This window comes from Kribbella sp. NPDC043289 (assembly GCF_056436705.1).
Window position 1 is genome coordinate 871,556 of sequence record NZ_JBWKCB010000001.1, and the last position, 21,535, is coordinate 893,090.

25 protein-coding genes are annotated in these 21,535 nt (G+C 69.2%); 16 read left to right on the forward strand and 9 right to left on the reverse strand.

Going from position 1 to position 21,535, the window contains the following annotated elements; all coding sequences use genetic code 11:
- The first annotated feature begins 70 nt into the window (after positions 1–70).
- Both AC0662_RS04040 and AC0662_RS04045 read left to right on the forward strand, forming a co-directional pair.
- Complete coding sequence (locus AC0662_RS04040) at positions 71–496, forward strand: MarR family winged helix-turn-helix transcriptional regulator (protein WP_478298366.1); 426 nt, start codon at positions 71–73, stop codon at positions 494–496.
- 102 nt (positions 497–598) lie between these two features.
- On the forward strand, positions 599–829 hold the full coding sequence (locus AC0662_RS04045; RefSeq protein ID WP_478298368.1) for a DUF6069 family protein: 231 nt from the start codon (positions 599–601) through the stop codon (positions 827–829).
- Here AC0662_RS04045 and AC0662_RS04050 read toward each other — a convergent pair.
- Positions 816–1,628: a PIG-L deacetylase family protein gene (locus tag AC0662_RS04050; protein ID WP_478298370.1), complete on the reverse strand. Its 813-nt coding sequence runs from the start codon at positions 1,626–1,628 to the stop codon at positions 816–818. The genes AC0662_RS04045 and AC0662_RS04050 overlap by 14 nt on opposite strands.
- A gap of 81 nt (positions 1,629–1,709) precedes the next feature.
- On the opposite strand from AC0662_RS04050, the gene AC0662_RS04055 reads away from it, so the two are divergent.
- From AC0662_RS04055 to AC0662_RS04080, 6 genes are all read left to right on the forward strand, one after another.
- Complete coding sequence (locus tag AC0662_RS04055) at positions 1,710–2,720, forward strand: lysylphosphatidylglycerol synthase transmembrane domain-containing protein (RefSeq protein WP_478298372.1); 1,011 nt, start codon at positions 1,710–1,712, stop codon at positions 2,718–2,720.
- Positions 2,717–3,787, forward strand: coding sequence for a glycosyltransferase family 4 protein (locus AC0662_RS04060; RefSeq protein WP_452200453.1), 1,071 nt, complete (start codon positions 2,717–2,719; stop codon positions 3,785–3,787). Before AC0662_RS04055 ends, AC0662_RS04060 begins: the two co-directional genes overlap by 4 nt.
- Positions 3,784–4,527, forward strand: a complete 744-nt coding sequence (locus AC0662_RS04065; protein ID WP_478298374.1) for an FAD:protein FMN transferase — start codon at positions 3,784–3,786, stop codon at positions 4,525–4,527. The genes AC0662_RS04060 and AC0662_RS04065 overlap by 4 nt, the downstream gene beginning before the upstream one ends.
- A complete protein-coding gene (locus tag AC0662_RS04070) occupies positions 4,524–5,183 on the forward strand; it encodes a response regulator transcription factor (protein WP_478298376.1) in 660 nt (219 codons plus the stop codon). The genes AC0662_RS04065 and AC0662_RS04070 overlap by 4 nt, the downstream gene beginning before the upstream one ends.
- Positions 5,180–6,400, forward strand: coding sequence for a sensor histidine kinase (locus AC0662_RS04075; RefSeq protein WP_478298377.1), 1,221 nt, complete (start codon positions 5,180–5,182; stop codon positions 6,398–6,400). Before AC0662_RS04070 ends, AC0662_RS04075 begins: the two co-directional genes overlap by 4 nt.
- A 173-nt stretch (positions 6,401–6,573) precedes the next feature.
- On the forward strand, positions 6,574–7,035 hold the full coding sequence (locus tag AC0662_RS04080) for a hypothetical protein (protein ID WP_478298379.1): 462 nt from the start codon (positions 6,574–6,576) through the stop codon (positions 7,033–7,035).
- 71 nt (positions 7,036–7,106) lie between these two features.
- Here the strand turns inward: AC0662_RS04080 and AC0662_RS04085 are convergent, their stop codons facing one another.
- The 3 genes from AC0662_RS04085 to AC0662_RS04095 all read right to left on the reverse strand — a co-directional run bounded on the left by AC0662_RS04085 (position 7,107) and on the right by AC0662_RS04095 (position 8,612).
- Positions 7,107–7,343 carry an antitoxin gene (locus AC0662_RS04085; RefSeq protein ID WP_452200444.1) on the reverse strand — a complete coding sequence of 79 codons (237 nt, stop codon included), beginning with the start codon at positions 7,341–7,343 and terminating at the stop codon, positions 7,107–7,109.
- A gap of 14 nt (positions 7,344–7,357) precedes the next feature.
- Positions 7,358–7,882 carry a hypothetical protein gene (locus tag AC0662_RS04090; RefSeq protein ID WP_452200443.1) on the reverse strand — a complete coding sequence of 175 codons (525 nt, stop codon included), beginning with the start codon at positions 7,880–7,882 and terminating at the stop codon, positions 7,358–7,360.
- Between the two features lie 151 nt (positions 7,883–8,033).
- Positions 8,034–8,612, reverse strand: coding sequence for an RNA polymerase sigma factor (locus tag AC0662_RS04095; RefSeq protein ID WP_478298382.1), 579 nt, complete (start codon positions 8,610–8,612; stop codon positions 8,034–8,036).
- A 227-nt stretch (positions 8,613–8,839) separates the two neighbouring features.
- Here AC0662_RS04095 and AC0662_RS04100 point away from each other — a divergent pair, with 227 nt between their 5' ends.
- The gene (locus tag AC0662_RS04100) at positions 8,840–9,289 is read left to right on the forward strand and encodes an N-acetyltransferase family protein (protein ID WP_478298384.1); all 450 of its coding nucleotides are present in this window, start codon (positions 8,840–8,842) and stop codon (positions 9,287–9,289) included.
- A 61-nt stretch (positions 9,290–9,350) separates the two neighbouring features.
- Positions 9,351–9,848, forward strand: a complete 498-nt coding sequence (locus tag AC0662_RS04105; RefSeq protein WP_478298386.1) for a DUF2505 domain-containing protein — start codon at positions 9,351–9,353, stop codon at positions 9,846–9,848.
- On the opposite strand, the gene AC0662_RS04110 is transcribed toward AC0662_RS04105, so the two are convergent.
- Positions 9,840–10,724 (reverse strand): LysR family transcriptional regulator, encoded by an 885-nt coding sequence (locus tag AC0662_RS04110; protein ID WP_452200436.1) that lies wholly within the window; start codon positions 10,722–10,724, stop codon positions 9,840–9,842. The two genes, AC0662_RS04105 and AC0662_RS04110, sit on opposite strands and share 9 nt — an antisense overlap.
- A 121-nt stretch (positions 10,725–10,845) precedes the next feature.
- On the opposite strand from AC0662_RS04110, the gene AC0662_RS04115 reads away from it, so the two are divergent.
- On the forward strand, positions 10,846–11,241 hold the full coding sequence (locus tag AC0662_RS04115; RefSeq protein ID WP_478298389.1) for a hypothetical protein: 396 nt from the start codon (positions 10,846–10,848) through the stop codon (positions 11,239–11,241).
- A 4-nt stretch (positions 11,242–11,245) separates the two neighbouring features.
- Entirely contained in the window at positions 11,246–12,841 is a 1,596-nt protein-coding gene (locus tag AC0662_RS04120) for a multicopper oxidase family protein (RefSeq protein WP_478298391.1), read from the forward strand.
- 2 nt (positions 12,842–12,843) lie between these two features.
- Here the strand turns inward: AC0662_RS04120 and AC0662_RS04125 are convergent, their stop codons facing one another.
- The gene (locus tag AC0662_RS04125; RefSeq protein WP_478298392.1) at positions 12,844–14,424 is read right to left on the reverse strand and encodes a DUF4139 domain-containing protein; all 1,581 of its coding nucleotides are present in this window, start codon (positions 14,422–14,424) and stop codon (positions 12,844–12,846) included.
- A gap of 173 nt (positions 14,425–14,597) precedes the next feature.
- Between AC0662_RS04125 and AC0662_RS04130 the strand changes: the two genes are divergently transcribed.
- Entirely contained in the window at positions 14,598–15,128 is a 531-nt protein-coding gene (locus tag AC0662_RS04130; protein WP_452200429.1) for a helix-turn-helix domain-containing protein, read from the forward strand.
- A 1-nt stretch (position 15,129) separates the two neighbouring features.
- Here AC0662_RS04130 and AC0662_RS04135 read toward each other — a convergent pair whose 3' ends face one another.
- Together AC0662_RS04135 and AC0662_RS04140 are read right to left on the reverse strand one after the other, a co-directional pair.
- Positions 15,130–16,107, reverse strand: a complete 978-nt coding sequence (locus AC0662_RS04135; RefSeq protein ID WP_452200427.1) for a helix-turn-helix domain-containing protein — start codon at positions 16,105–16,107, stop codon at positions 15,130–15,132.
- Positions 16,104–16,931, reverse strand: coding sequence for a helix-turn-helix transcriptional regulator (locus AC0662_RS04140; RefSeq protein ID WP_478298395.1), 828 nt, complete (start codon positions 16,929–16,931; stop codon positions 16,104–16,106). Before AC0662_RS04140 ends, AC0662_RS04135 begins: the two co-directional genes overlap by 4 nt.
- 100 nt (positions 16,932–17,031) lie before the next feature.
- Here AC0662_RS04140 and AC0662_RS04145 point away from each other — a divergent pair, with 100 nt between their 5' ends.
- Positions 17,032–17,961, forward strand: a complete 930-nt coding sequence (locus tag AC0662_RS04145; protein ID WP_478298397.1) for an alpha/beta hydrolase — start codon at positions 17,032–17,034, stop codon at positions 17,959–17,961.
- On the opposite strand, the gene AC0662_RS04150 is transcribed toward AC0662_RS04145, so the two are convergent.
- Positions 17,952–18,776: an SCO6745 family protein gene (locus AC0662_RS04150; RefSeq protein ID WP_478298399.1), complete on the reverse strand. Its 825-nt coding sequence runs from the start codon at positions 18,774–18,776 to the stop codon at positions 17,952–17,954. The two genes, AC0662_RS04145 and AC0662_RS04150, sit on opposite strands and share 10 nt — an antisense overlap.
- A gap of 127 nt (positions 18,777–18,903) precedes the next feature.
- Between AC0662_RS04150 and AC0662_RS04155 the strand changes: the two genes are divergently transcribed.
- A complete protein-coding gene (locus AC0662_RS04155; RefSeq protein ID WP_478298401.1) occupies positions 18,904–19,377 on the forward strand; it encodes a MarR family winged helix-turn-helix transcriptional regulator in 474 nt (157 codons plus the stop codon).
- A gap of 97 nt (positions 19,378–19,474) precedes the next feature.
- Positions 19,475–21,484, forward strand: a complete 2,010-nt coding sequence (locus AC0662_RS04160) for an MMPL family transporter (protein WP_478298403.1) — start codon at positions 19,475–19,477, stop codon at positions 21,482–21,484.
- Positions 21,485–21,535: the final 51 nt, after the last annotated feature.

A 21,535-nucleotide genomic window follows, 5' to 3' on the forward strand; every position in this document is an offset into this window, starting at 1 on the left:
CCGCGTTGCGGGAAGATCTCATTCGTTATCGGACTAAGGTGAGGCCTGATCGGGGGACGGGAAGGGACGTATGTCGAAGCCGAAGGTGCTGGCGGCCGGACCGGCCTTGATCCGGGTGGCCACCGCCGTCACGGAGCACTACGAGCGCGTCAGTTCCGACCTCGGGCTGACCATGCAGCAGGCCCGGTTGCTGTTCATCCTGCACCGGCAGCCGACGAACATGCTCGGCCTCGGTGCGGAGCTGCGGCTGACCAAGTCGACGATGACCGGCGTGGTCGCCCGGATGGAATCGGCGGGCCTGGTGGTCCGCGTACCGGACGACACCGACCGGCGTAATTTCGTCGTCCGGCCGACCGAGCACGGGGTCGCCGTCGCCGAGGAGTTCGAGCGCCGCCTGCGGACCGAGGTACGCCGGATGCTCCGGGTGCTCGACCCGGCGGAGCGGGAGACGCTCGGCGTACTCCTGACCGCGCTGCTCGCCGGAGACGCGAACTAACAGTACGAGTGTCGGACTAATTCGCCATTCCCCCTGGTGTCGCGGGGGCGCTGTCGGCTACCTTCGCATTGGTACGAGATTCGTACTGATCGGAACGCGGAGGTGCAGCATGTCGGTTGGACAGCCGCCGTACGGCGCTTCGCGCGACCGCAGGCCGTCCTTCGGTGGCTCGTTCCCGCTGTCCTGGTGCTCTCACTGATCCCCGACCTGATCCTGCTGGCCACGAAGTTCATCCCGGGCACCTCGGGCCTCGCGGTCGCGGGTCTGATGGTCATGCATGTGGTCGTCACCGCGGTCGCCGTACCGGCGTTCCAGTTCGTCAGGAAGATCTGAGGGTTGCGAAGAGGTCGTCGAGTCGGGCGCCTGGGGTGCGGCCGTGTTCGACGTACCACTCGCGGCCGAGTAGCAGGCGGAAGAGCCACGGCGGCAGCTTGAGCAGGAGTGCGAGCGTCCGATCGCCCTGGTCGGCACTCGCCTGGCTCGCGTGTGCTTCGAACGACTGACGCTTCGCCGGCAGGTACCTGCGGACGTCGACCCGGTGCGTGATCGCGGTGCCGGGGGAGTAGGCGTCGTCATAGTCCGCCGCCGAGACCTCGGGCAGTACGCCCGGGATGGCCTCGACGATCCGGATCAGCCGCCGGATCAATCGCCGATCGATCGTTGCCTCGAGCACCAACGGCGTACCCGCCGCGGCCGCGGCGTACGTCCCGGCGGCGTGCACCTGCCGGTGATCGGGGTGACCGTAGCCACCCGACGGGTCGTAGATGGTCAGCGCGTCGGCCTGTTCCTCGCGCAGCAGTGCGATCAACGGCGCCGCCGCCTCCTCGACCGGGAGCGTACTGAAACCGCCCTCCGCGGACGGTCCCGACGATCCCGAGTCCGTGAAGCCGAACCGCACCACCCGCGCACACCCCAGCGCCGCCGCCGACCGATCCAGCTCACTACGCCGGTACGCCGCCAGCCCGCCACCCGACCGGTACGCCGAAGCCGCCGCGCCGGCCTCACCGTCGGTAGCGATCGCCAGCACGACCCGATGCCCCTCCGCGGCGAGGCGCGCGAGGGTGCCACCCATCAGCAGCGCCTCGTCGTCAGGGTGCGCGTGAAACGCCACGAGGGTGAAAGATTGGCCCACCCTACGAGGATGACACGCCCTCACGATCCGGCCTAGTTGCTCTCAGCACCCTCTCAGCGTCCGGGCTCCACGCTGGTACCGATGAGTGATCTCGAACAGCGCAAAGGATGGCGGCGGCGCCTGACGACCTCCGTCCTGAGTGGGCTGGTGACGGCGGCGCTCGTGGTGTTCCTACCGCGAGCGGTCGGTGCCACCTGGGCTCAGATCGGCGACGTCCTCGCCCGGGTGTCGCTGGTCTCGCTGCTGCTGCTCGCAGTGGTGTGGATCTCCGGCCTCTGGGCGCACTCGTTCGTCCTCGCGGCGTCGCTGCCCGGGCTGACGAAGCGCCGCGGGCTGACCCTGAGCCTGACCGGCAGCGCGGTGGCAAACGTTCTCCCGCTGGGTGGCGCCGTCGGCACCGCGCTGAACTTCAGCATGGTCCGCCGCTGGGGCTTCACACGGCGCGCGTTCGGCGGGTTCCTCGCCGTGACCACCCTGCTGAACGTCCTCTCGAAGCTCGGGGTGATCGCGGTCGCGCTCGCGCTGGCACCGATCCTGCACAGTGCGTCCGCGTTCGGGAAGGGCAGTCTGCTGTTCCTGCCGGTGCCGATCGCGGTGCTGGTCAGCGTCTGGATCCTCGTCGACGAGCGCGCCGCGACACTGATCGGTCGCGGGATCGACAAGGTGTTCCGCCGGTCGCGAATGGCCGAGCGACTTCCGAGGTTCCGCCGTACGACGCTGCACGTGATGCGGACCGGCTGGCGGACGATGACGGTCGGCATGATCGCGTACCTCGCGCTGCAGCTCGCCCTGCTGTGGTTGTGCTTCCACGTCCTGCACGTGCCGCTCGGCCTCCCGGTGCTGTTCACCGCACTGGCCGTGGAGCGGCTGCTGACCCTCGTTCCGATCACCCCCGGTAGCGCGGGAGTCGTCGAGATCGGTACGACGGCGGCGCTGGTCGCCCTCGGCGGCGATCCGGCCGGTGTCGCGGCCGGCCTGCTGCTGTTCCGCGGGTTCACGTTCCTGATGGAGATCCCGGTGGGTGGCATCCTGCTCGCGATCTGGTCGTCGCTGCAGCACCGCGCGTCGCGTCTGCAGGCGGTGGCCGGATGAGAATCGCGCTGGTCAGCGACTGCTATCTGCCACGCCTCGGGGGCATCGAGTTGCAGGTTCACGATCTCGCCGTCCAGCTGATCCGGGCCGGACACGACGTGACGGTGTTCACCATCACGGAGGGGCCGTCCTCCGGCGGTGTCCCGGTCGTCAGACTGCCCGCCGCGGCCGGCGTACCAACGGCTGCGGGCGTCGAACGGCTGCGGGTCGAGCTGGCGACGTTCGACCTCGTCCACGCTCACTCGTCCTTGGTGTCCCCGCTGGCCTGGCGTGCGGCGCGGTTGGCCGATACCGCGATCATCACCGTGCATTCGTTGCCCGGTCCAACGATGCCGTGGCCGATCGCGCAGATCGACAAGTACTGCGGTGGCGTCGCCTGGACCGCGGTGAGTGAGGCGGTGGCGAACGTCGTCCGGCGGGCGCTGCCCGGCCGCGCGGTCGACGTACTGCACAACGGCGTCGAACCGACCGCTTGGCGGCTCGCCGGACGGGTGAGTCATCCACTGACGATCGTCAGCACGATGCGGCTGTCCCGGCGGAAGCGTCCGACCGCGCTGCTCCGGACCCTGGCAGCGATCCGCGAGCTCGTGCCGCCCGAGGTCCCGCTCCGGGGCGTCATCGTCGGCGCCGGACCGCGCGAGCGCGCGCTGGAGAGCCGACGCCGTTCGCTGACGCCGTGGGTCGAGCTGCCGGGTCGCCTGACGCGGTACGAGATCCAGCAGCTGTACGCGTCGGCGGACGTCTACCTCGCGCCGGCGGAGCTGGAGTCGTTCGGGGTCGCGGCGCTCGAGGCGCGCTGCGCCGGTCTTCCGGTGGTCGCGATGGCGTCCGGTGGCGTGCGCGAGTTCATCCGTCCTGGTGTCGAGGGGTTCCTGGTCGAGTCCGACACCGAGATGGCCAGGACCGTCGCGGCACTCTTGTCCGACACCGCCGTACTGAACCGGATGCAGCAGCACAACCGGTTCACCGATCCGGTGATGACGTGGGAGCGCGTGGTCGCGCAGCACGTCGCGGCGTACACAGCTCAGCGGGCTCTCAGGGAAGGTTCTCTAGCGTCGGCTACATGAGGCGGAGCTGGGTCGAGCATTTGATGGGAATGCCCATCAGTGTGCTCGCCCGAGGAGCTCAGGCCGGCTCGGACGCGGCGGATTCCGCCGTCCAGGACCTGTACGCCGAGCTTGGCGACATCGACCGGCTGTTCTCGCCGTACAAGCCGGACAGCGTGGTCAGTCTGCTGATGCGCGGCGAGGTCGATTGGAGCGATGCCGGCTTCGATGTGCTCGAGGTCTGCGAGCGGTGTGCCGCGGCCCGGGAGATGACGGGCGGCCTGTTCGACGCCGACCTGCCGGACGGTGGCTGGGATCCGTCCGGGCTCGTCAAGGGATGGGCCGTCGAGCGCGCCGGTGAGCGGTTGCGCGCGGTGGCCGACGTGGACTGGTGCCTGAACGCGGGCGGCGACGTCCTCGTCATCTCTCCCAGCGCCGAGGCGTTCACGATCGGCATCCAGGACCCGCGGGACCCGGGCCGGGTCGTCGCGAGCCTGGACCGGACGTGGGGAGCGGTGGCCACCAGCGGTACGGCGGCGCGCGGTGAGCACCTCTACGACCCGCGGACCGGGCGTCCGGTGCGAGGCCGCTGGCTCTCGGTGTCCGTCAGCGGCCCGTCCCTGGAGTACGCCGACATCTTCGCCACCGCCGCGTTCGTGGCCGGTGACGACTGGCCCGCGATCCTGCTGCCGGGATTCGAGGGGTTCGGCATTCTTGCTGACGGCAACATGTTCTCGACGGCCGGCTGGGGAACCTCGTGACCGCACGGATCCTGCTCGTCGAGGACGACGCCGACCTGATCGGCATGCTCGACCGAGTGCTCACCGACGAGGGGTACGCCGTGACGCGGGCCGGCGACGGCCACACCGGTCTGCATCTGGCGCTGACGCGTCCGGTCGACGCGATGATCGTCGACCGTGGCCTGCCCGCCGTCGAGGGGCTGGATCTGATCGCCCGGCTGCGGAGCCGCGGCGTCGGCACCCCGATCCTGGTGCTCTCGGCGCGGAGCAGCACCGAGGACCGGGTCGCCGGTCTGGACGCGGGCGCCGAGGACTACCTGACGAAGCCGTTCGAGTTGAGCGAGTTGCTGGCCCGGGTGCGGGCCCTCCTCCGGCGTCATCTCGATCAGGCCGTCCACCTCGCCGTACCTGGTGGCTCACTGGACCTGGCCGGCCGGACGGTACGCCGGAACGCGGGCGGGACCGTGGAGTTGTCGGAGCGGGAAGCCGCACTGCTCGGTCTGCTGGCGGCGCGGCCCGGGGTGGTCTTCAGCCGGTCGGAACTGCTCGACCTGGTGTTCGGCGACGCGGAGTCGGAGAGCGTGGCAGACACCTACGTGCACTACTGCCGGCGCAAGTTGGGACGGGGCGTGATCAGCACGGTACGGGGGCTCGGGTACCGGCTGGGTGCGACATGAGTGGACAGCTGATCGGCGACGAGGTGCTCGTCCAGCGAGCTGCCCGTGGAGTCGCCGTCCGCGCCGCGGGTTTGGTGGCAGCGGCGATGCTGCTGCTGATCGCGCTCGTCACGGTCGTCGTGGTGCGTGGACAGTCCGATGCGGCGGACGACTTGCTGCGATCCGCCGTCGCGACGGCCGACGACGTCGGTGATCCGCCGGCTGGCACGTGGCTGGTTCTGTCCGGTCCGTCAGGGACGACGTCGTCACCCGGGCTGCCGGACGATCTCAGTCCGGAGCTGGTGGCGTTGCGAACCGATGCCGCGCCGGAGATCGACGTGAGCACGGTCGCGGAGCGCGACGGCGAGTACCGGGTCGCGACCGGGATGGTGAAGGGCCGCCCGGTGCAGGCGATCCTCGATCTCGAGGCCGCGCACAAGGCCCAGGCACGGTTGGTGCAGTCGATGGCGTTGGCCGCGGTGCCGGCGTTGTTGCTCGCCGGCTTGCTGGGCGTGGTGATCGGACGTCGCGCCGTCCGGCCGCTGGCGCAGGCGTTGACGTTGCAGCGGGCGTTCGTGGCCGATGCCGGGCACGAGTTGCGGACGCCGTTGACGTTGTTGAGCACGCGAGCACAACTGCTCGGCCGGACGCTCCGGCGCGAAGGTGCCGGCGACGAGGTCCTGGGCGACGCGGACGGAGTGATCCGTGACACACGGCGGTTGGCGGAGGTCGTCGACGACCTGCTGGCGGCGGCCGATCCGCGCGGCGCCGAGCAGCAGGAACCCATCGACCTGACCCGGGTCGCGCGCGAGGTGAGCGACTCGGCGACGGCCCATGCGGAGCAGGCCGGCGTACGGCTGCGGTGGGTCGCTGACGACGGCAGCGCGGTGACGATCGGCTCGCCGAGCGCGATTCGCCGGGCCACGATTTCCCTTGTGGACAACGCGATCGATCACACGCCGCGCGGGGGAGAGGTCCGGATCGCCGTACGGCGGCAGCGCGCGGAGGTGATCCTCGCGGTCAGTGACACCGGGCCCGGACTCGATCCCGAAGCGGCGCAACGGGTCCTGCGGCGGTTCGACTCGAGCGGACCGCGCAGTGGTCGGGCCCACTACGGGCTCGGCCTGGCGCTCGCGCACGACGTGGCGAACCGGTTCGGCGGCCAGTTGCGGCTCGCCCCGAGCACGGTCGGCGCGACCTTCGAACTGGTCCTGCCCGCCGCTATGGTGGACCCGTGACCGCGGTCCGGCAGACCTTGCGGGCCGACTGTGGTGCGATGTTGCCTGCGGCATCGGAATCGCCGATGCCGGTGCTGCCGGGCGAGGAAGAGTGCCGGGCGAGGGCGCTACCTGATAGACACAGGTCCAGGTCCAGGTACGGGCAGCGGACAGGGAAGCGGCTTCGGATGGTAATGGCATGGCGGTTCGGCGCCGTTGGCGTTGACGCCGTGACGGCGGTGCTGCGGGATCCCGCGACGTTCGCCGACTGGATGATCGCCGTACCGTCCGAGCTCCGGCCCGCGCACAACTGGCCCGAGGCCGGTAGCACGCTGGAACGCGACACCGGCAAGGAGCTGCGGGCGCGGCACGCGCACAACCGGCACCTGATCGTCGCGGTGGTCGAGAGCTGGCGGCCGGACCACGAACTCGTCGTACGGCTGCGCAGTGGTCTGGGTGGCTGGGTGCGGATCGCGGTCAAGGTGCAGCCGCGACCGGGCGGGGCGCTGATTGAAGTCTGGTCCGACCCACTGACCGCGACCGCCCGCCTGCGGTACGCCGGTGCGGCGCGCGGCCGGGCCGAGGAACGCTGCGCGCAGGTCGCCGAACGGTTGATCGAGCTGGCCACCGTCGACATGCCTGACGACGACTTCTAGCAGGCCGGACGTGCCGGAGGCGGCCGCGGACAAGGTCCACGACCGCCTCCGGCAGTTCGATCAGGGCCGGATCAGCCCTGGTTGTCCGGGATGTCGTCGTTCTGGCCGTCCAGGTTGTCCAACCCTTCCTTGGCCTTGTCGACGCCGGCGTCGATCTTGTCGCCGTACTGGCCGCCTGTCTTCTCGTCGACGAAGTCGCCGGCTTTGTCCAGGCCCTCGCCGACCTTGTCACCGTGGCCGTCGACCAGGTCGGTGGCCTTGTCCTTCAGGCCTTCCGCGGCGTTCTTGATGTTGTCGAAGACACCCATGGTCAGATCTCCGCTCAGTTGCCGTAGCTGTTGTTGTCGCCGTCGTTCGACGAGCCGAAGCCGCCGTCCGACGAACCCTCGGTGCCACCCTGGCCGTAGCCGCCCTGCTGCGAGGACTCCTCGCGCTGACCGTAGCCGCTGTCACCACCAGACTCGCCGCCCTGGCTGAAGTCGTTACCACCGCGCGAGTCGTCGCCGGAGTCACCGCTCTGGCCGTAGTCGTTCCCGCCCCGCGAGTCGTCGCCGGAGCCGTAGCTGCTGCTACCCGACTCCTCGCGCTGACCGTAGTCACCACCGGACTCGTTGCCGGAGCGCTCCGACCCGCCACCCTGGCCGTAGTCATTGCCCTGGCTGTCGCTGTCGTTCTCGTTGCCCCGGCTCTCGTAACCGCCCTGGCTGTCGTTGCCGTCGTCGCCCTGGTTGCCCTGGCCGTACGAGCTGTCGCCGCGGGATTCCCCTCCGCTGGAATCCGCGCCGAAGTCGTTGCCCTGGTCACCGGAACGGTCCGACGATCCGTTGTCGTCGTAAGGATTGCTCATGCGATATCTCCCCGTGAGATATGGATGGATCGGCCGTGTCACGGCCGTGAGCCGGATGGCACCCGCCCTTTCCTACCGGAAGGTAGATAGGTGCGCAAGGACTCCGCGTCGGTGTTTCGCCCGCGTTCATCCACGGCGCCTCCCGCAGACCTCAACGATCCTTGATCAATCCGCGCAGGCGGTTGGTGGCGCGGAACTGCAGTTGCTTCACCGCGCCGTCGGTGCGGTCCATCGCGGCCGCGGTCTCGCTGATCGACAAGCCGGTGAAGAACCGCAGGAGCAGGCATTCACGCTGGTCGTCGGGCAGCCCGGCCATGGCGCCGCGCAGTGCGGCTTCGCTCACCGACGCGAGCGCCGCCTGCTCCGGTCCGGCCGACTCGTCGACCTGTGGATCGACCTCGTCGGTGACGACCGCGAGCCGGCTCCAGCCGGACCGGTGATGGTCGATCACCACGTTCCGGGCGATGGTGACGAGCCACGCCGCGAAGTTCAGCCGCGCCCGTGGTTTGCCGATCGCGCGGAACGCTCGCAGGAACGTCTCGCTGGTCAGGTCCTCGGCCACACTGCGGGACGAGGTCTTGCTGTAGGTGTAGCGGTAGATCGACGGCAGGTACCGATCGTAGAGCCGGCCGAAGGCCGGTCCATCGCCCGCTTGCGCGAGCCGGATCAGTGCGTCCTCGTCGTCTGTGTCGGTGGCGGTATGCGTGTGTACAGACACATGTGTGGACATGTCTCGGTCATGCACCGCCCGGTGCGAAATGCTCCATGCGCTTCCCAAGCCCCGTTCTCAGTCAGCTACGCCGTGAACATCACGAAAAGGTTACACAAGGTTGCGCATCGTGTCACGCCCCTTTCACTACGTACCGAAAATCACTTCGATATCGCTTACGTCGTCGTGCCGGCCCTGACGCGACGGCGACTGGTAGTTGCGTAGGGCAACAGGTGTGAGGAGGGGGCGTGGAAGACGTCCGGCTGCGACCTGCCACGTCGGCCGACGGCGAGTTCCTGTACGACCTGCACCGCCGGACGCTGGGCGACGTGATCGAGGCGACCTGGGGCCCGTGGGACGACGCCGTGCAACGGCAGTTCCACCGGAACTGGTTCCGTCCGGAGACGATCGAGATCGTGCTCGTCGACGGCCGCCGCGCGGGCATGCTGCAGGCCGCTCCAGACGCGGACGGCATCTACTACATCTCCCGCATCGAGATCGCTCCCGAGGTGCAGGGGCGGGGTGTCGGTACGACGTTGTTGCGGCGGCTCGTGGAGCGTGCGCGAGAGTCAGGTGCGGCGGCCGTCGAGTTGCACGTGCTGCAACTGAATCGTGCGCGGGAGTTGTACGAACGCCTTGGTTTTCAGGTGATCGCTGAGGAACCGCCGAAGCTGCGGCTGCGGCTGGTGCTGTCCTGATCGGGAGGCCGGAAGCTGCAGTACTCGTGACCGCTCGGTAGGGGTCGGGCAAGATGGGCGCATGGATTTGTCTCTCGCCACGTCGTACGACGCCTCTCCGGAGGAAGTGTTCGCGATGATCACCGATGTCACGTTCCAGCAGCAGGTGTTCGAGCGGATGCGGGCGCAGTCGTACGACGTCGTGGTGGGGGACGACGGTGACGACCTGGCGGTGCGGTTCCACTGGCAGACGAAGGCCTCCGACGTCCCGGTGGTCGCGCGACGGTTCGTGGGCAGCACGCTGGAGCTTGCGCAGAGCAAGGTTTGGCATCGCGCCGATGTCAACGGTGCGCGTGAGGCGGATGTCGACGGCGAGCTGACCGGCGTACCGGTGAAGTTGATCGGCACGACGCGGATCGTGCCCGACGGCCGGGGGACCGCGCAGGCGTTCGACCTGCAGGTGACGGCGTCCGTCCCGGTGGTCGGCAGCCGGCTCGAGCAGCTCGTCGCCGATGCCGTCCGGGCTCGGCTGGAGAAGAAGTTCGAGGTTGCCAGGTCCTGGTTGGACGGCTCACTCTGATCGAGGCGTCCAGTCCCACCCGGTGATAGCGGTCCGCAGCAACTGCGCGGCCGTCGACAGTCGGCTGTCCGCACTCCAAAGCAACGAGAGCGTACGCCGGCACTCGGGATGGTCGACGATGAGCCACGCGACTGGATAGTCGGGCATCGATCGGCGGGCGATCTCCGGATTGAAGCCGATGCCGAGGCCGGTCCGGATCAGCTCCTGGATCGTCCCCGCCTCGTCGCTTTCGCAGACGACCCGCGGTGTCAGACCCCTCTCGGTGAACAGTCGGTCGAGCAAGCGTCGTTGCCAGTGGCCCCTCCGGGCCGTGACGAACGGCTCGTCTGCGAGGTCGTCGACGGTCACCGTGGTGCGGCCTGCGAGCGGATGGTCGAGCGGCGTCACGACGTACACGGCTTCGTCCAGCAGGACGGCTGATTCCAAGCCGGCGCTGGGCACCGGTTGGGAGGCGACGCAGAAGTCGACGTCCTGTGCGCGCAACTGGCTGGGCATGTCCGCGGGCGACATCTGCCGGAGCTCGATCTCGATGCCCGGATGATCGCGCTTGAAGGCAGCCAGCGGTTCGGTCAGGGCCAGGAAGGTCTCGGCGGCGACCCGCACGGCACCCGAGCCTTGTTCGGTCGCCTCGGCAACGGCCCGGCGACCGGCGTCGAGCTCACCGAGCGCGCGTTCGACGTACCCGCGGAACAGTTCCCCGGTCGGGTTGAGGCGCAGTCGGTTCGCGCGGTCGAACAGCGGCGTACCGAGCTCGCTCTCCAGGCGGGCGATGGTGCGGCTGAGGGATGGCTGGGCGACGTGCAGTTCGTCGGCGGCCCGGCTGAGGTGCTCGAGCCGGGCGACGACGGCGAACTGCCGGAGCATGGTGAGATCCACCGCGGTCCTCTCGGTTATGCCGTTTCGATCATAACTGGATAGCGATATTGGTCTTGGACGCTCATAACTCTCGAATCATAGTGTCGCTTCGCATCCAGAACCTGAGTGAGGAGGCTGCCCGATGACCAGCGGGTGGGTACTGCGGAGCGTGGTGAGCGCGCATCTGGTGGCGATCTGCGCCCAGCCGGTGTTCGCCGGCGTGTATCTGAGTGGTGACTTCGACGGTCTGCGGTTGCACGCGGCCGGCGCGGACGTGGTGACGTCGATCGGCTATCTGCAAGTGATCGTCGCGGTCGTCGTCTGGGGGCGGCTGCGGCAGGTCTGGCCGTTCGTCGCATCGCTGGCGGTGGTGGCTGCCGAGACGGTCCAGTACTTCGCCGGAATGGACGGTGCGTTGTGGCTGCACATCCCGCTCGGGGTGATCACGGTGGCCGCAGTGGTCCTGCTGTTCGTATCCGTCTGGCGTCAGCCGATTGTGCGTCGGACCGAGCCTGAGGTGGGTGCTGACATTGCCTGAGCGAATGAGCCGACGGCAACTGTTCGGCATCGGTGGCGCGCTCGGGGTGGTCGCGGCGGGTGGGTTGTCGAGTGCTGCGGCGCTGGCGCGGCGTCCGGCGCAGACGGGGGCGCTGCTGCGGAGCGACGTACCGCTGCCGCCGGCGTTCGAGGTGCCGTTGCCGGTGCCTTCGGTGCTGGCGCCGGTGAAGGTGGTGGATGGTGTGAAGCGGTACGAGATCGTGCAGCGGGAGGTGACCGCGGAGATCCTGCCGGGGCTGCGGACCGGGTTGTGGACGTACGGCGGGACGTTCCCCGGACCGACCATCGAGTCGCGACGGGGCCAGGCGATCACTGTTGCGCACCGCAACGAGTTGCCGGTGCCGACGGTCGTGCACCTGCACGGTGGGCGGACACCGCCGGCGTCCGACGGCTACCCGACCGACCTCGTGCTGCCGACGGGCTGGGTCCCGGATCACCTGTCCCACGAGATGCCGGGAATGACTGGTATGCAAGGAATGCAAGGGATGCACGATCCGCGGGCGACGACGACCGAGGTGACACGGGAGTACACGTTCCCGCTGGATCAGCGGCCGACCTTGCTCTGGTACCACGATCACCGGATGGACTTCACCGCGCCGGCGATCTGGCGCGGGCTGGCCGGGATGCACATCGTCCGCGATGACGCCGAGGACTCGCTCGGTCTGCCGGCGGGGGCGCGGGAGCTGCCGTTGATGATCGCCGACCGGGCCTTCGCCGCCGACGGATCGTTCAGCTATCCCGCCCTGGATCCGACGCTGCGGTCCAAGCCGGGTGTCCAGGAGCCTTATATGGCAGGGGTTCTGGGTGATGTGATCCTGGTTAACGGTGCCCCGTGGCCGGTGCATGAGGTGGACGCGGCCCGGTACCGGCTACGGATCCTGAACGCCTCGAACGCCCGGCACTACGACCTCGAGGCGGTACTCGACGACGGACGGCGACTCGATCTCGTCCAGATCGGCGCCGACCAGGGCCTGCTTCGGGAACCGGTCAGGCATCGCAACCTGCCGATCGCGCCCGCCGAGCGGTACGACGTCGTTGTCGACTTCACCGAGGTCCCGGTAGGAAGCCGGGTGCGGATCGTGAATCGCGCGGGGACCGGGCGGACGCGCGACGTGATGGCGTTCGACGTCGTACAGAAGGCGGCCGACCCGAGCCGGATTCCTCCTGTGCTGTCGGAGGATCTGCCGCAGTGGCAGCGATCGGAGGCGGTGCGGGTCCGTGACTTCGCGTTCCGCGCCGGGCAACTCGGGGATGGGCACGGATGGCTGATCGGTGGCCGGCCGTTCGCGCCGGATCGCACCGATGTCACCACGCGGCTGGGAGATGTGGAGATCTGGCGATTGATTGCCGACGTCCACCACCCGGTGCATCTGCACCTCGTGGGGTTCCAGGTGCTGTCCCGAGGCGGCCACGCGCCGCTTCCGCACGACGCGGGCCTGAAGGACACGGTGTCGCTGCGCCCGGGGGAGTCCGCCGAGATCATCACTCGATTCGACGGCTACCGCGGGCGGTACCTGTTCCACTGCCACAATGCGGAACACGAGGACATGGGGATGATGGCCAACCTCGAGATCACCTGAGCCTATTCGCGCCAGCCCGTGAGATCGACGGACTTGCCGGTGTCGACGCGGAAACCCAGCCGGACGGTGGTTTCGGCGCCGGCGGCGAGGTCGAGCTTCCAGGTGATGACGCCGAGTTCGGTGGTCTCGGCCGGGTCCGGATGGGTGCTGATCGGCTTGATGGTGATCTCGTGGTCGCGAGCCACCGGCAGCTGGTCGAGGACCGTGATCCGCGCGCTGCGTGGGGTGTGGTTCTCGATCTGGGTCTCGTACTCGACCTGACGGCGCCGGGTCGAGCCGAGGGTCGCCTTGGTGGCTTCCCGGCGTACCAGCTTGCGTTCGACGCGGATGCGGTCGTCGAGGCCGAGGGCGAGTTCGACGTCCTCGCCGGGGGCCCACAGCGGGAGCGCGGCCGAGCCGACGAAGTCCGCGTCGTGGAAGACCGCGGCGCGGCCGGCGGGGAGGGTGTGCGCGGACGAGTTCACGACGGTCGCGCGCAGGTGGACGTCGGTCGAGCGCACCGGCGCGGTCACGTAGTCCAGCTCGGCCTCGAGATCGATCGCCGTGATCGTGGCGCGGTGCGTCGCGCCGTCCGCGGGGACGGCGATCGGCCGGGGCGGCGTGTAGCTCGCGGCGGTGACGCCCTGCTCGACGATCGCTTCCGAATCGGCGAACGCCCGGTCTCGGCGTGCCGCCATCTGCATCCCGAGACGTGGTCCGGCGGGCGCGGACTGCAATGTCTCGGTCCCGTCCCAGGCGCCGGGCGCCGGGGCGGCGACGGGCACCGGCGGCTGGAAGCGATCGAGGTACCACGGGTCGAGCTCGGGGATCTTCGCCGTGACGGTCGGCCGCGCGGTCGAGAGTGTCAGGTCGCACTCCGGCCAATCCTCGCCGGTCTGCTGCGTGACGAGGCCGTACCAGTTCAGCGTGAGGCGGTCGCCGGTCAGACGGACGTCGTACGAGCTGGTCCAGCCGGCGGCGGGGACGACGTACGAGAGCTCGATCTCGACCTCGGCCTGGGATTCCACCGCCAAGGCGATGGCGGCGGCGTGCCGGTCCGGCACGCGCTGCTTCGTGATCGCGGTCAGCCGACGCTCGACCGCCGCGAGACGCTGGTCCGCGTCGTGCCGCTGTGCGGCGAGCTCCCGGCGCGTGGCCCGTACGGCGGAGAGCCGGGCGGCGAGCGACTCGGTGAAGTCACCCAGCTCGGCGCCTGGTTCGCTCGACGCCAGCGTCCGCGCGAAGCTCCCCCCGGCGCGCCGAGCGAGCTGAGTGAGAAAGGCGTCCACCTGCGCCTGTACGTCGTCGGCGTCCGTCAGCTCGGCGACGTGGTTCTGGGCGTCGAGGCGCTCGCGTTCTAGCTCGGCGACGGCCTCGTCAGGTGCCTGTGGGTGGTGCTGTGTCGCGATGTCCACACCCAGCACGGCGGCCGGCCCGCGGCCGGAGACCCGGACCGAGTCCTGTTCGAGGGACAGCGGGAGCGGTTCGAGGGACACCGTCTGGTCCCCGGCCGGCACCGCGATCCGCCCGCGCCGGGTCACCCGCGCGCGATCCGGATACACAGTCACACCAACGATCGGCGCATCCACCACGAGTCGACTCATACAACGACAGTAGCCAGCCGCTCCACCTGCCGGCTGGACTCCGGAATCCGAAGTGGTCGGCCGGAGAGCGAATTTCGATCCTCGCCCGTGTAGATCTGATCATGAGTCAATGGCTACAGAGCGTGTTGTCCGTCAACCGCTCGCGTGCGGCAGCGAACTGGGGAGGGGCTGCAGTGGCTGAAAAGGCATTGGGGCAGGAGTATCGGGAGCGGTTGGCCGAGTTGCTCGGGGAGCCGATCATGGTCGACGATCCGCTGATCACAACCGCTCAGGCGGCGGCGTTGCTCGGCGTGTCGCCACCGCGGGTGGTCGGGCTGGTGCGCGCGGGACGGCTGCCGGCCCGGTCGCGTGCGCATCGCCGGCTGCTGCTCTCGGACGTCGTCCAGGTCGGCCTGGACCGATGGATGTCCGTCGCGGAGGCCGGCGCCGAGCTCGGCCTCGGCCAGACCGGGGTACGGCGGTTGATCGCCGCGGGGCTGTTGCATGCCTACGGCAAGGAATTCCCGCTGCGACATCAGGACGTGGAGGTGCTCGCGCGGCTGCGCCAGGGCTGGCTGCCGTTGTCGGTCGCCGCGCGCAGTCTCAGTGTCGGCGTCGACGAGATCCACGAGATGCTGCGCGACGGCACGCTCACCCACACCACCGACGTGGCGCGGCCGGTGTACCGGCACGAACTCGCCACCCGCGTCGCTGCGATGACCTGACCTAGCAACCGTCGCGCAACGTCGTACCGGGCGACTGGCCGTATGTCGCTCGGTAGTGTTGGTTGAACCAACCAGTTGAGGCGAAGCCCCAGCGGAGCGCGATGTCGGCGACGGTGTCGCCGCTGTTGGGGTCCGCCTCTTGGAGTTCGCGGTGCGCGCCTTCGAGCCGGACGCGGCGGAGGTACTGACGTGGCGTGCACGACAGGTGCCGGCGGAACGCGTACTGCAGTGCCCGCGCGCTGGTGCCGGCGGCCGTCGCCATGTCCTCGACCGTGATCGGCTCGGCCGCGTTCGCGTCGGCGTACGCCGTCGCGCGGCGCAGACTCGCCGTACCGACCGAGCCGGGGGACGGCAGGTGGTCGAGTTGCATCGTCGCGTTCGGGAAGACGGTCAGCATCGACGTGGCGACGTACTCGAACAGCTGCGCGGCGACCAGCGGGTTGTCGGCGATCGACGGTGCCGTGCCGAGTGTCTGGCGGACGAAACCGCTGAGTGCCTGCCAGTGCAGGTTCATCGCCCGCGACACCGGCCGGCCGGCGCCGGGCCACAGCTGCTTCGGTACGACGTCGCACCGCCGGGCCGCCACTCGGTCGACCTCGGCCTGCGGGACCCGCACGACGACGAGCTCGAGCGGCTCGGCGCGGAAGTTCATCATGTCGTTGCTCGAGTACATCAAGGAGTCGCCGGCAGTGAGGTTGTGCGCGCCGGCGCGGTCGTCGGCCCCGAGCCGGCCGTTCACCAGCCAGACCGCGGTGAGGTCCCGCCACGAGTAGATGCGGCTGTTGAAGCTCATCTGCATTCGGCACCGATCGGCGCCGACGCCGCCACCGTCCGCCGTACTGAGAGCGAGGAAGCCGTCGTCACGGTTCCGGCCGACGAGGTGCAGCCGGGCCGGGTACATGCGGTTCAGCATCTGCACGGCCGCGTCCAGGCCAGATGCTCGTAGACTCTCGCGCCGCACTCCGGCCGTCGACGTCATCGCGGTGTGTACTCAGCCATCTGGAGCAGGAAGCGAAGTCCGTCGTACGACGGGGTGTCGGGGGCGGCCGTGTACGCGACCAGGAACTGCTCCGGGTGGGTGTCGACGGTGAACTGCTGCACGTCGAGCGTGAGCTCGCCGGCGACCGGGTGCACGTAGGTCTTGGTCAGTTGCCGCGGGCCACGAACTTGATGGGTCGCCCACCAGTTCCGGAAGTCGGCGTCGTGGACGCTGAGCTCACCGATCAACGAGTTCAGCGCCGGATCGCCAGGGGTGCGGCCGGCCTCCATCCGCAGTACGGCGACGCACTCGCGGGCCGATCGCGTCCAGTCGGCGTACAGCGAACGGAACTGCGGGTCGAGGAAGGTGAGGCGGATCAGGTTCCGGTGCGCGGACGGCAAGGCCTCGAAATCGGTGAGGAGTGCGACGGCGCCGCGGTTCCACGCCAGCACGTCCATGGTGCGGCTGAGCACCATCGCGGGGACGTCGTGCATGGTGTCGAGCAGTTGCCGGAGGTGCGGTGCCACCGCCGGTCGGGTCGGGCGTTGAGTGGGTGCGACGTCGGCGACGGTGAAGAGATAGGAGCGCTCGTCGTCTGCGAGTTGCAACGCGTCGGCGAGGGCGTCGAGAACGGGCCGCGAGACGCGACGGGTGCGGCCCTGTTCCAGGCGGACGATGTAGTCGATGCTGACGTGCGCGAGTTGGGCGAGCTCCTCGCGGCGGAGGCCGGGCACTCGGCGAAGGCGTCCGTCGTCCGGCAGTCCCACCTGATGCGGTTCGAGGGCGGCGCGCCGCGAGCGGAGGAACTCGCCGAGTTCGTTCATGATCCAAGTGTCTCCTAGGGATGGCATATGTGCCTGGTACTGGCTTGCCTAGGCAAGACCCTCCCTGGAACCATGTTCGGCGGGCGCGGACTGTGGAGCCATGACCGAACAACAGCAGGACGCAGTCGAACCCATCGACGTCAGCTTCGTCAGCGCCGGCCTGAAGCTCGCCGGACACCTCTACGCACCTCGCATCGACGGACCCGCTCCGGCGGTCGTCGTCGGCCACCCTGGCAGTGGCGTGAAGGAACAGGCGGCTGGTTTGTATGCCCGCCTGCTCGCCGAGCAGGGTTTCGTCACGCTCGCGTTCGACGCGGCGTACCAGGGAGCGAGCGACGGTGAGCCGCGCGGGCTGGAGGATCCCGCGCAGCGGATCGAGGACCTGAAGGCCGCCGTGTCGTTCCTGACCACCCGGCCGGACGTCGATGCGGACCGGATCGGCGTCCTCGGCATCTGCGCGTCCGGCGGCTACAGCCTCGCCGCGGCCGGCACCGACCACCGGATCAAGGCGGTGGCGACCGTGAGCGCCGCCGACATCGCCCGCCAGTTCCGGCTGGGCGCAGACGGCACGCAGGATCCCGCCGTACTGCAGTCCCTGCTCGACGCCGCCGCAGCTGCTCGTACGGCGGAAGCTCGGGACGGCGGCGTCCAGTCCTTCGACCTGTTCCCGGCGACCGAAGAGGTTGCGCGGCAGGGTGGTCAGCACGTGTTCGAAGGCTGGGAGTACTACTGCACGCCGCGCGGAATGCACCCGCGCTCCGCGAAGACACTGACCTGGTCGAGCGTCGACCGCATCATCACCTTCGACGCCTTCCGCACAGTCGACCTGATCGCCCCACGCCCCCTGCTCCTCATCGCCGGCTCAGCAGCCGTCACCTCGTGGATGAGCGTCGAGGCCTATCAACGAGCCCAAGGCCCCAAGGAACTGTCGCGGATCGACGGCGCAACTCACGTCGACCTCTACGACAAGCCGGAGTACGTGACACCTGCCGTGGCGAGGCTGACGACCTTCTTCAGCACCTACCTGTAGCCGTTGGCCGCGATGTGGGCGGCGATTGGGGTGAGGTCGGCGGTGAGTTGGTCGACGTCGTGGGGGCTCAGGATCACGTAGGCCGGTGCGGCCAGGGTGTCGGTGACGGACTCGATGTGGTTCTTGAGGTCGCAGCCGGCGGGGGTGAACTGGTCGGACTCGTCGACCAGGCCGCGGGCGCGGAGGCCGTCGACCACGGTGGCGAGCTGGTCGTCGGTGAGGGGGTTGAGCCGTCCGTAGTCCCTCGGCTTCATGCCCCAGTCGATCGCCTGGAACACGTGGGCTTCCTGCCCGTCGATGCCGGCGGCGACCAGCGCGATCGTGTGGCCGTCGCCGCGGTGTTCGCGGAGCAGCGTGGCCGCGTGCCAGATCCGGGCGACCGGCTCGTCCGGAACCGGGAGCGACCGCAGACCGGCGTACAGGATGCGGCCCGCGGGCGGGGCGTTGAACGCGATCTTGGTGGCGAGGTCGGCGGCGCGGGCCAGTTCGGGGGAGTCGGCCAGGTCACCGAGGATGCGGCGGAGGGCCTTGACCGCGCCCCGCTCGCGGGCGGCGAGCGCCGCTTCGGGAGTGGTGACCTCCCAGACGCTCGGGATGTAGGCGGCGACCTCGCCGGGGGCGAAGTTGTAGAAGAGGGCGTCGACGACTTCGGCGGGTACCTTGCCGAGCGGCGCCGACCGCGCTGCGAAGTACCCCGGCCAGTAGCCCTCGAAGCCGAGCGCGTTGATTTCCTCGGTCGGCTCCTCGGCCATGTAGGCGACGAGGTGGATCGGCTCCAGCAGTTGCTGGCAGAGGCGGCGCGCGATGGATTCCATCCGAGTGCTCCTAGCGATGACCGGACCGGTCCGTTGCCGGTCTCTCACCCTCGCTACGAACGGGGACGACGCCTTTCGACATGGTAATTTATCTCGGTTGTCGAGTTTTCTCGGAGGTGTCGTCGCGATGGGAGAAACGGGCCGTCGTCGCGATGAGCTGACCCGGCTGACGCAGGCGCTGGTGGCCGAGGGTCAGCGGATCGGTCACGTCTTCGGCCAGCGCAACGGCGTGCACTCGACCGATGTCGAGGCGCTGACCCGGATCCTGGTTGCCGGCCGCTCCGGGCATCCGCTCACGGCCGGTGAACTCGCCACCGACCTGGGGCTCTCGACCGGTACGGTGACCAGCCTGATCGATCGGCTCGAGCGCGCCGGTCACGTCCGGCGGGAGCGGGACACCGCCGACCGACGCCGCGTGATCCTGCACTACGGCGACTCCGGTCTGGAGCTCGCCGGGCGGTTCTTCGGCCCGCTGGGGGAGTTGCACGACAGCGTCATGCGGCAGTTCAGCGAGGCCGAGCTCGCGGTCGTCGCGCGCTACCTCTCGGCGACCCTGGAGGCCTTCCAGCAGTACCGCGCCGATCTCGCCGACGAGGCCTGAGCCCCGGACCCGGTGAGAGGCTGCGGAACGCCACGGTCTAATATCTTGATAATCGAGATACTAGATTCTGGAGATTCTTGTGTTCCGAGTTAAAGCTTTGCCGTCCTCCCGACGCGCCGCGGTGGTCTTCGTCCTGCTCGGGCTGGCGGTGGCGGCCGTCGCCCTGCTGAGTCCGAAGCCCGAGGCCGCGACGGCTCGTTCGGCGACCGGACTGTCGTCGTCGGTCGAGTCCGCCGAGGTCGAGCGGCTCCGCGACCAGTTGCCGGGCGCCACCGACGAGACCTCGGCGCTGATCGTCTTCAACCGGCCGGACGGCGCGGCACTCGACGCGGCACAACAGGGCGAGATCCAGAAGCGCGCCTCGGCACTGGGCGTACGGGTGCCCGTTCAGGTGTCGGAGGAACGAACAGTCGCGCTGGCGATCCTGACGCTGCCATCAGGCGACGACGATCAGATCAGCAAGCAGGTCGACAAGCTCCGCGCCGACCTGAAGGACCTGCCCTCCGGTGTGCAGGCGGCGGTGACCGGCCCGGCCGCGTTCACCACTGACCTCGTCCGGGTCTTCGACGGCGCGGATACCAATCTCATCCTCGTCACGGCGATCGTGGTCGCGATCCTGCTGCTGATCACTTATCGCAGCCCAGGCCTCGTCCTCGTGCCGCTGCTCGTTGTCGGCCTGACCGAGCAGACGACCACCGGTCTGTCCGAGCAGGTGCTCGCGCGGCTCGGCCTCCCCGGCGGCGGACAGGTTTCCGGCATCGCGAGCGTCCTCGTCTTCGGCGCGGCGACCGACTACGCATTGCTGCTGATCGCCCGGTACCGCGAGCAACTCCGGCAGAACGACAATGCGCTGGTCGCACTCCAGATCGCCGTACGCCGGGTCGCGGAACCGATTCTCGCCAGCGGTGGAACGGTCATCGGCGCGCTGGCCCTGCTGTTGCTCGCCAGTACCGAGACCCTGCAGGGAATCGCGGTGTCCTGCATCATCGGCATCGCGTTCGCGATGCTCGCCGGGCTGGTCGTGCTGCCGTCCGCGCTGGCGTTGTTCGGGCGGCGGATCTTCTGGCCCTTCGTCCCGCGCGTCGGCGACCAGGCGTCCGAAGGAAAGCTCTGGGGTCGCCTCGGTACGGCGGTCCTCAAGCGACCCGCCCTGATCCTGGTCGCGTCCCTGATCGTCCTGGCCGGGCTCGCCATCGGTGGACTGGGCGCGCGCACCGGACTCGCACAGAACGAGCAGTTCCGCGTTGAGCCCGAGGCGGTCAAGGGCGCCAAGGTATTGGCGCAGGCGTTCCCGGCTGGCAGCACCGATCCGGTGGTTGTCGTCGGGCCGGCCTCGGCGGCCGACGAGATCGCCCGGGTCGCACGGACGGTCGACGGCGTGGCTCAAGTGACGCCGGACCGGAAGAGCGACGAGGTCGTGTCCTTCAACGTCGTACTGTCGTCCGAGCCGGGGAGTCCCCAGTCGGTCGATGCTGTCCGCGGGTTGCGGAGTGCGCTTGATGTCGTCGACGGCGGGTCGGTGCTGGTGGGCGGCGGCCCTGCCGAGACACTCGACGTGGACAAGGCCGATCAGCGCGACCGGTTGCTGATCATCCCGTTGATCCTGTTGCTGGTCGGTGCGGTGCTGGTCGCCGTACTCAGGTCGGTGCTCGCGCCGGTGCTGTTGCTGTTGACGGTGATCGCGTCGTTCTTCGCGAGCTTCGGTGCGAGTTGGCTGTTGTTCGACCACTTGTTGGGGTTCCCCGCGTTGGATGGCTCGGTCTTCTTGCTCTCGTTCCTGTTCCTGGTCGCGCTCGGGGTCGACTACAACATCTTCCTGACCACACGGGCCCGCGAGGAGGCGGCCACGTCCGGCACGCGCGACGGGATGCTCACCGCGTTGCGGGTCACCGGCGGCGTCATCACCAGCGCTGGGTTGCTGCTCGCGGCCGTGTTCGCGGTACTCGGCGTGCTGCCGTTGATCACGCTGACGCAGGTGGGTGTGATCGTGTGCGTCGGCGTACTCCTCGACACGTTGCTGGTGCGGACTGTCGTCGTACCGGCGCTGGCTTTCCTGCTGGGAGACCGTTTCTGGTGGCCGGGACGCGCCGATCGATCAGTGGCGTAACGCGATCGATGACTACTCGTTGTAGTTCGGTCTGAGCAGTACGGGGCCTGA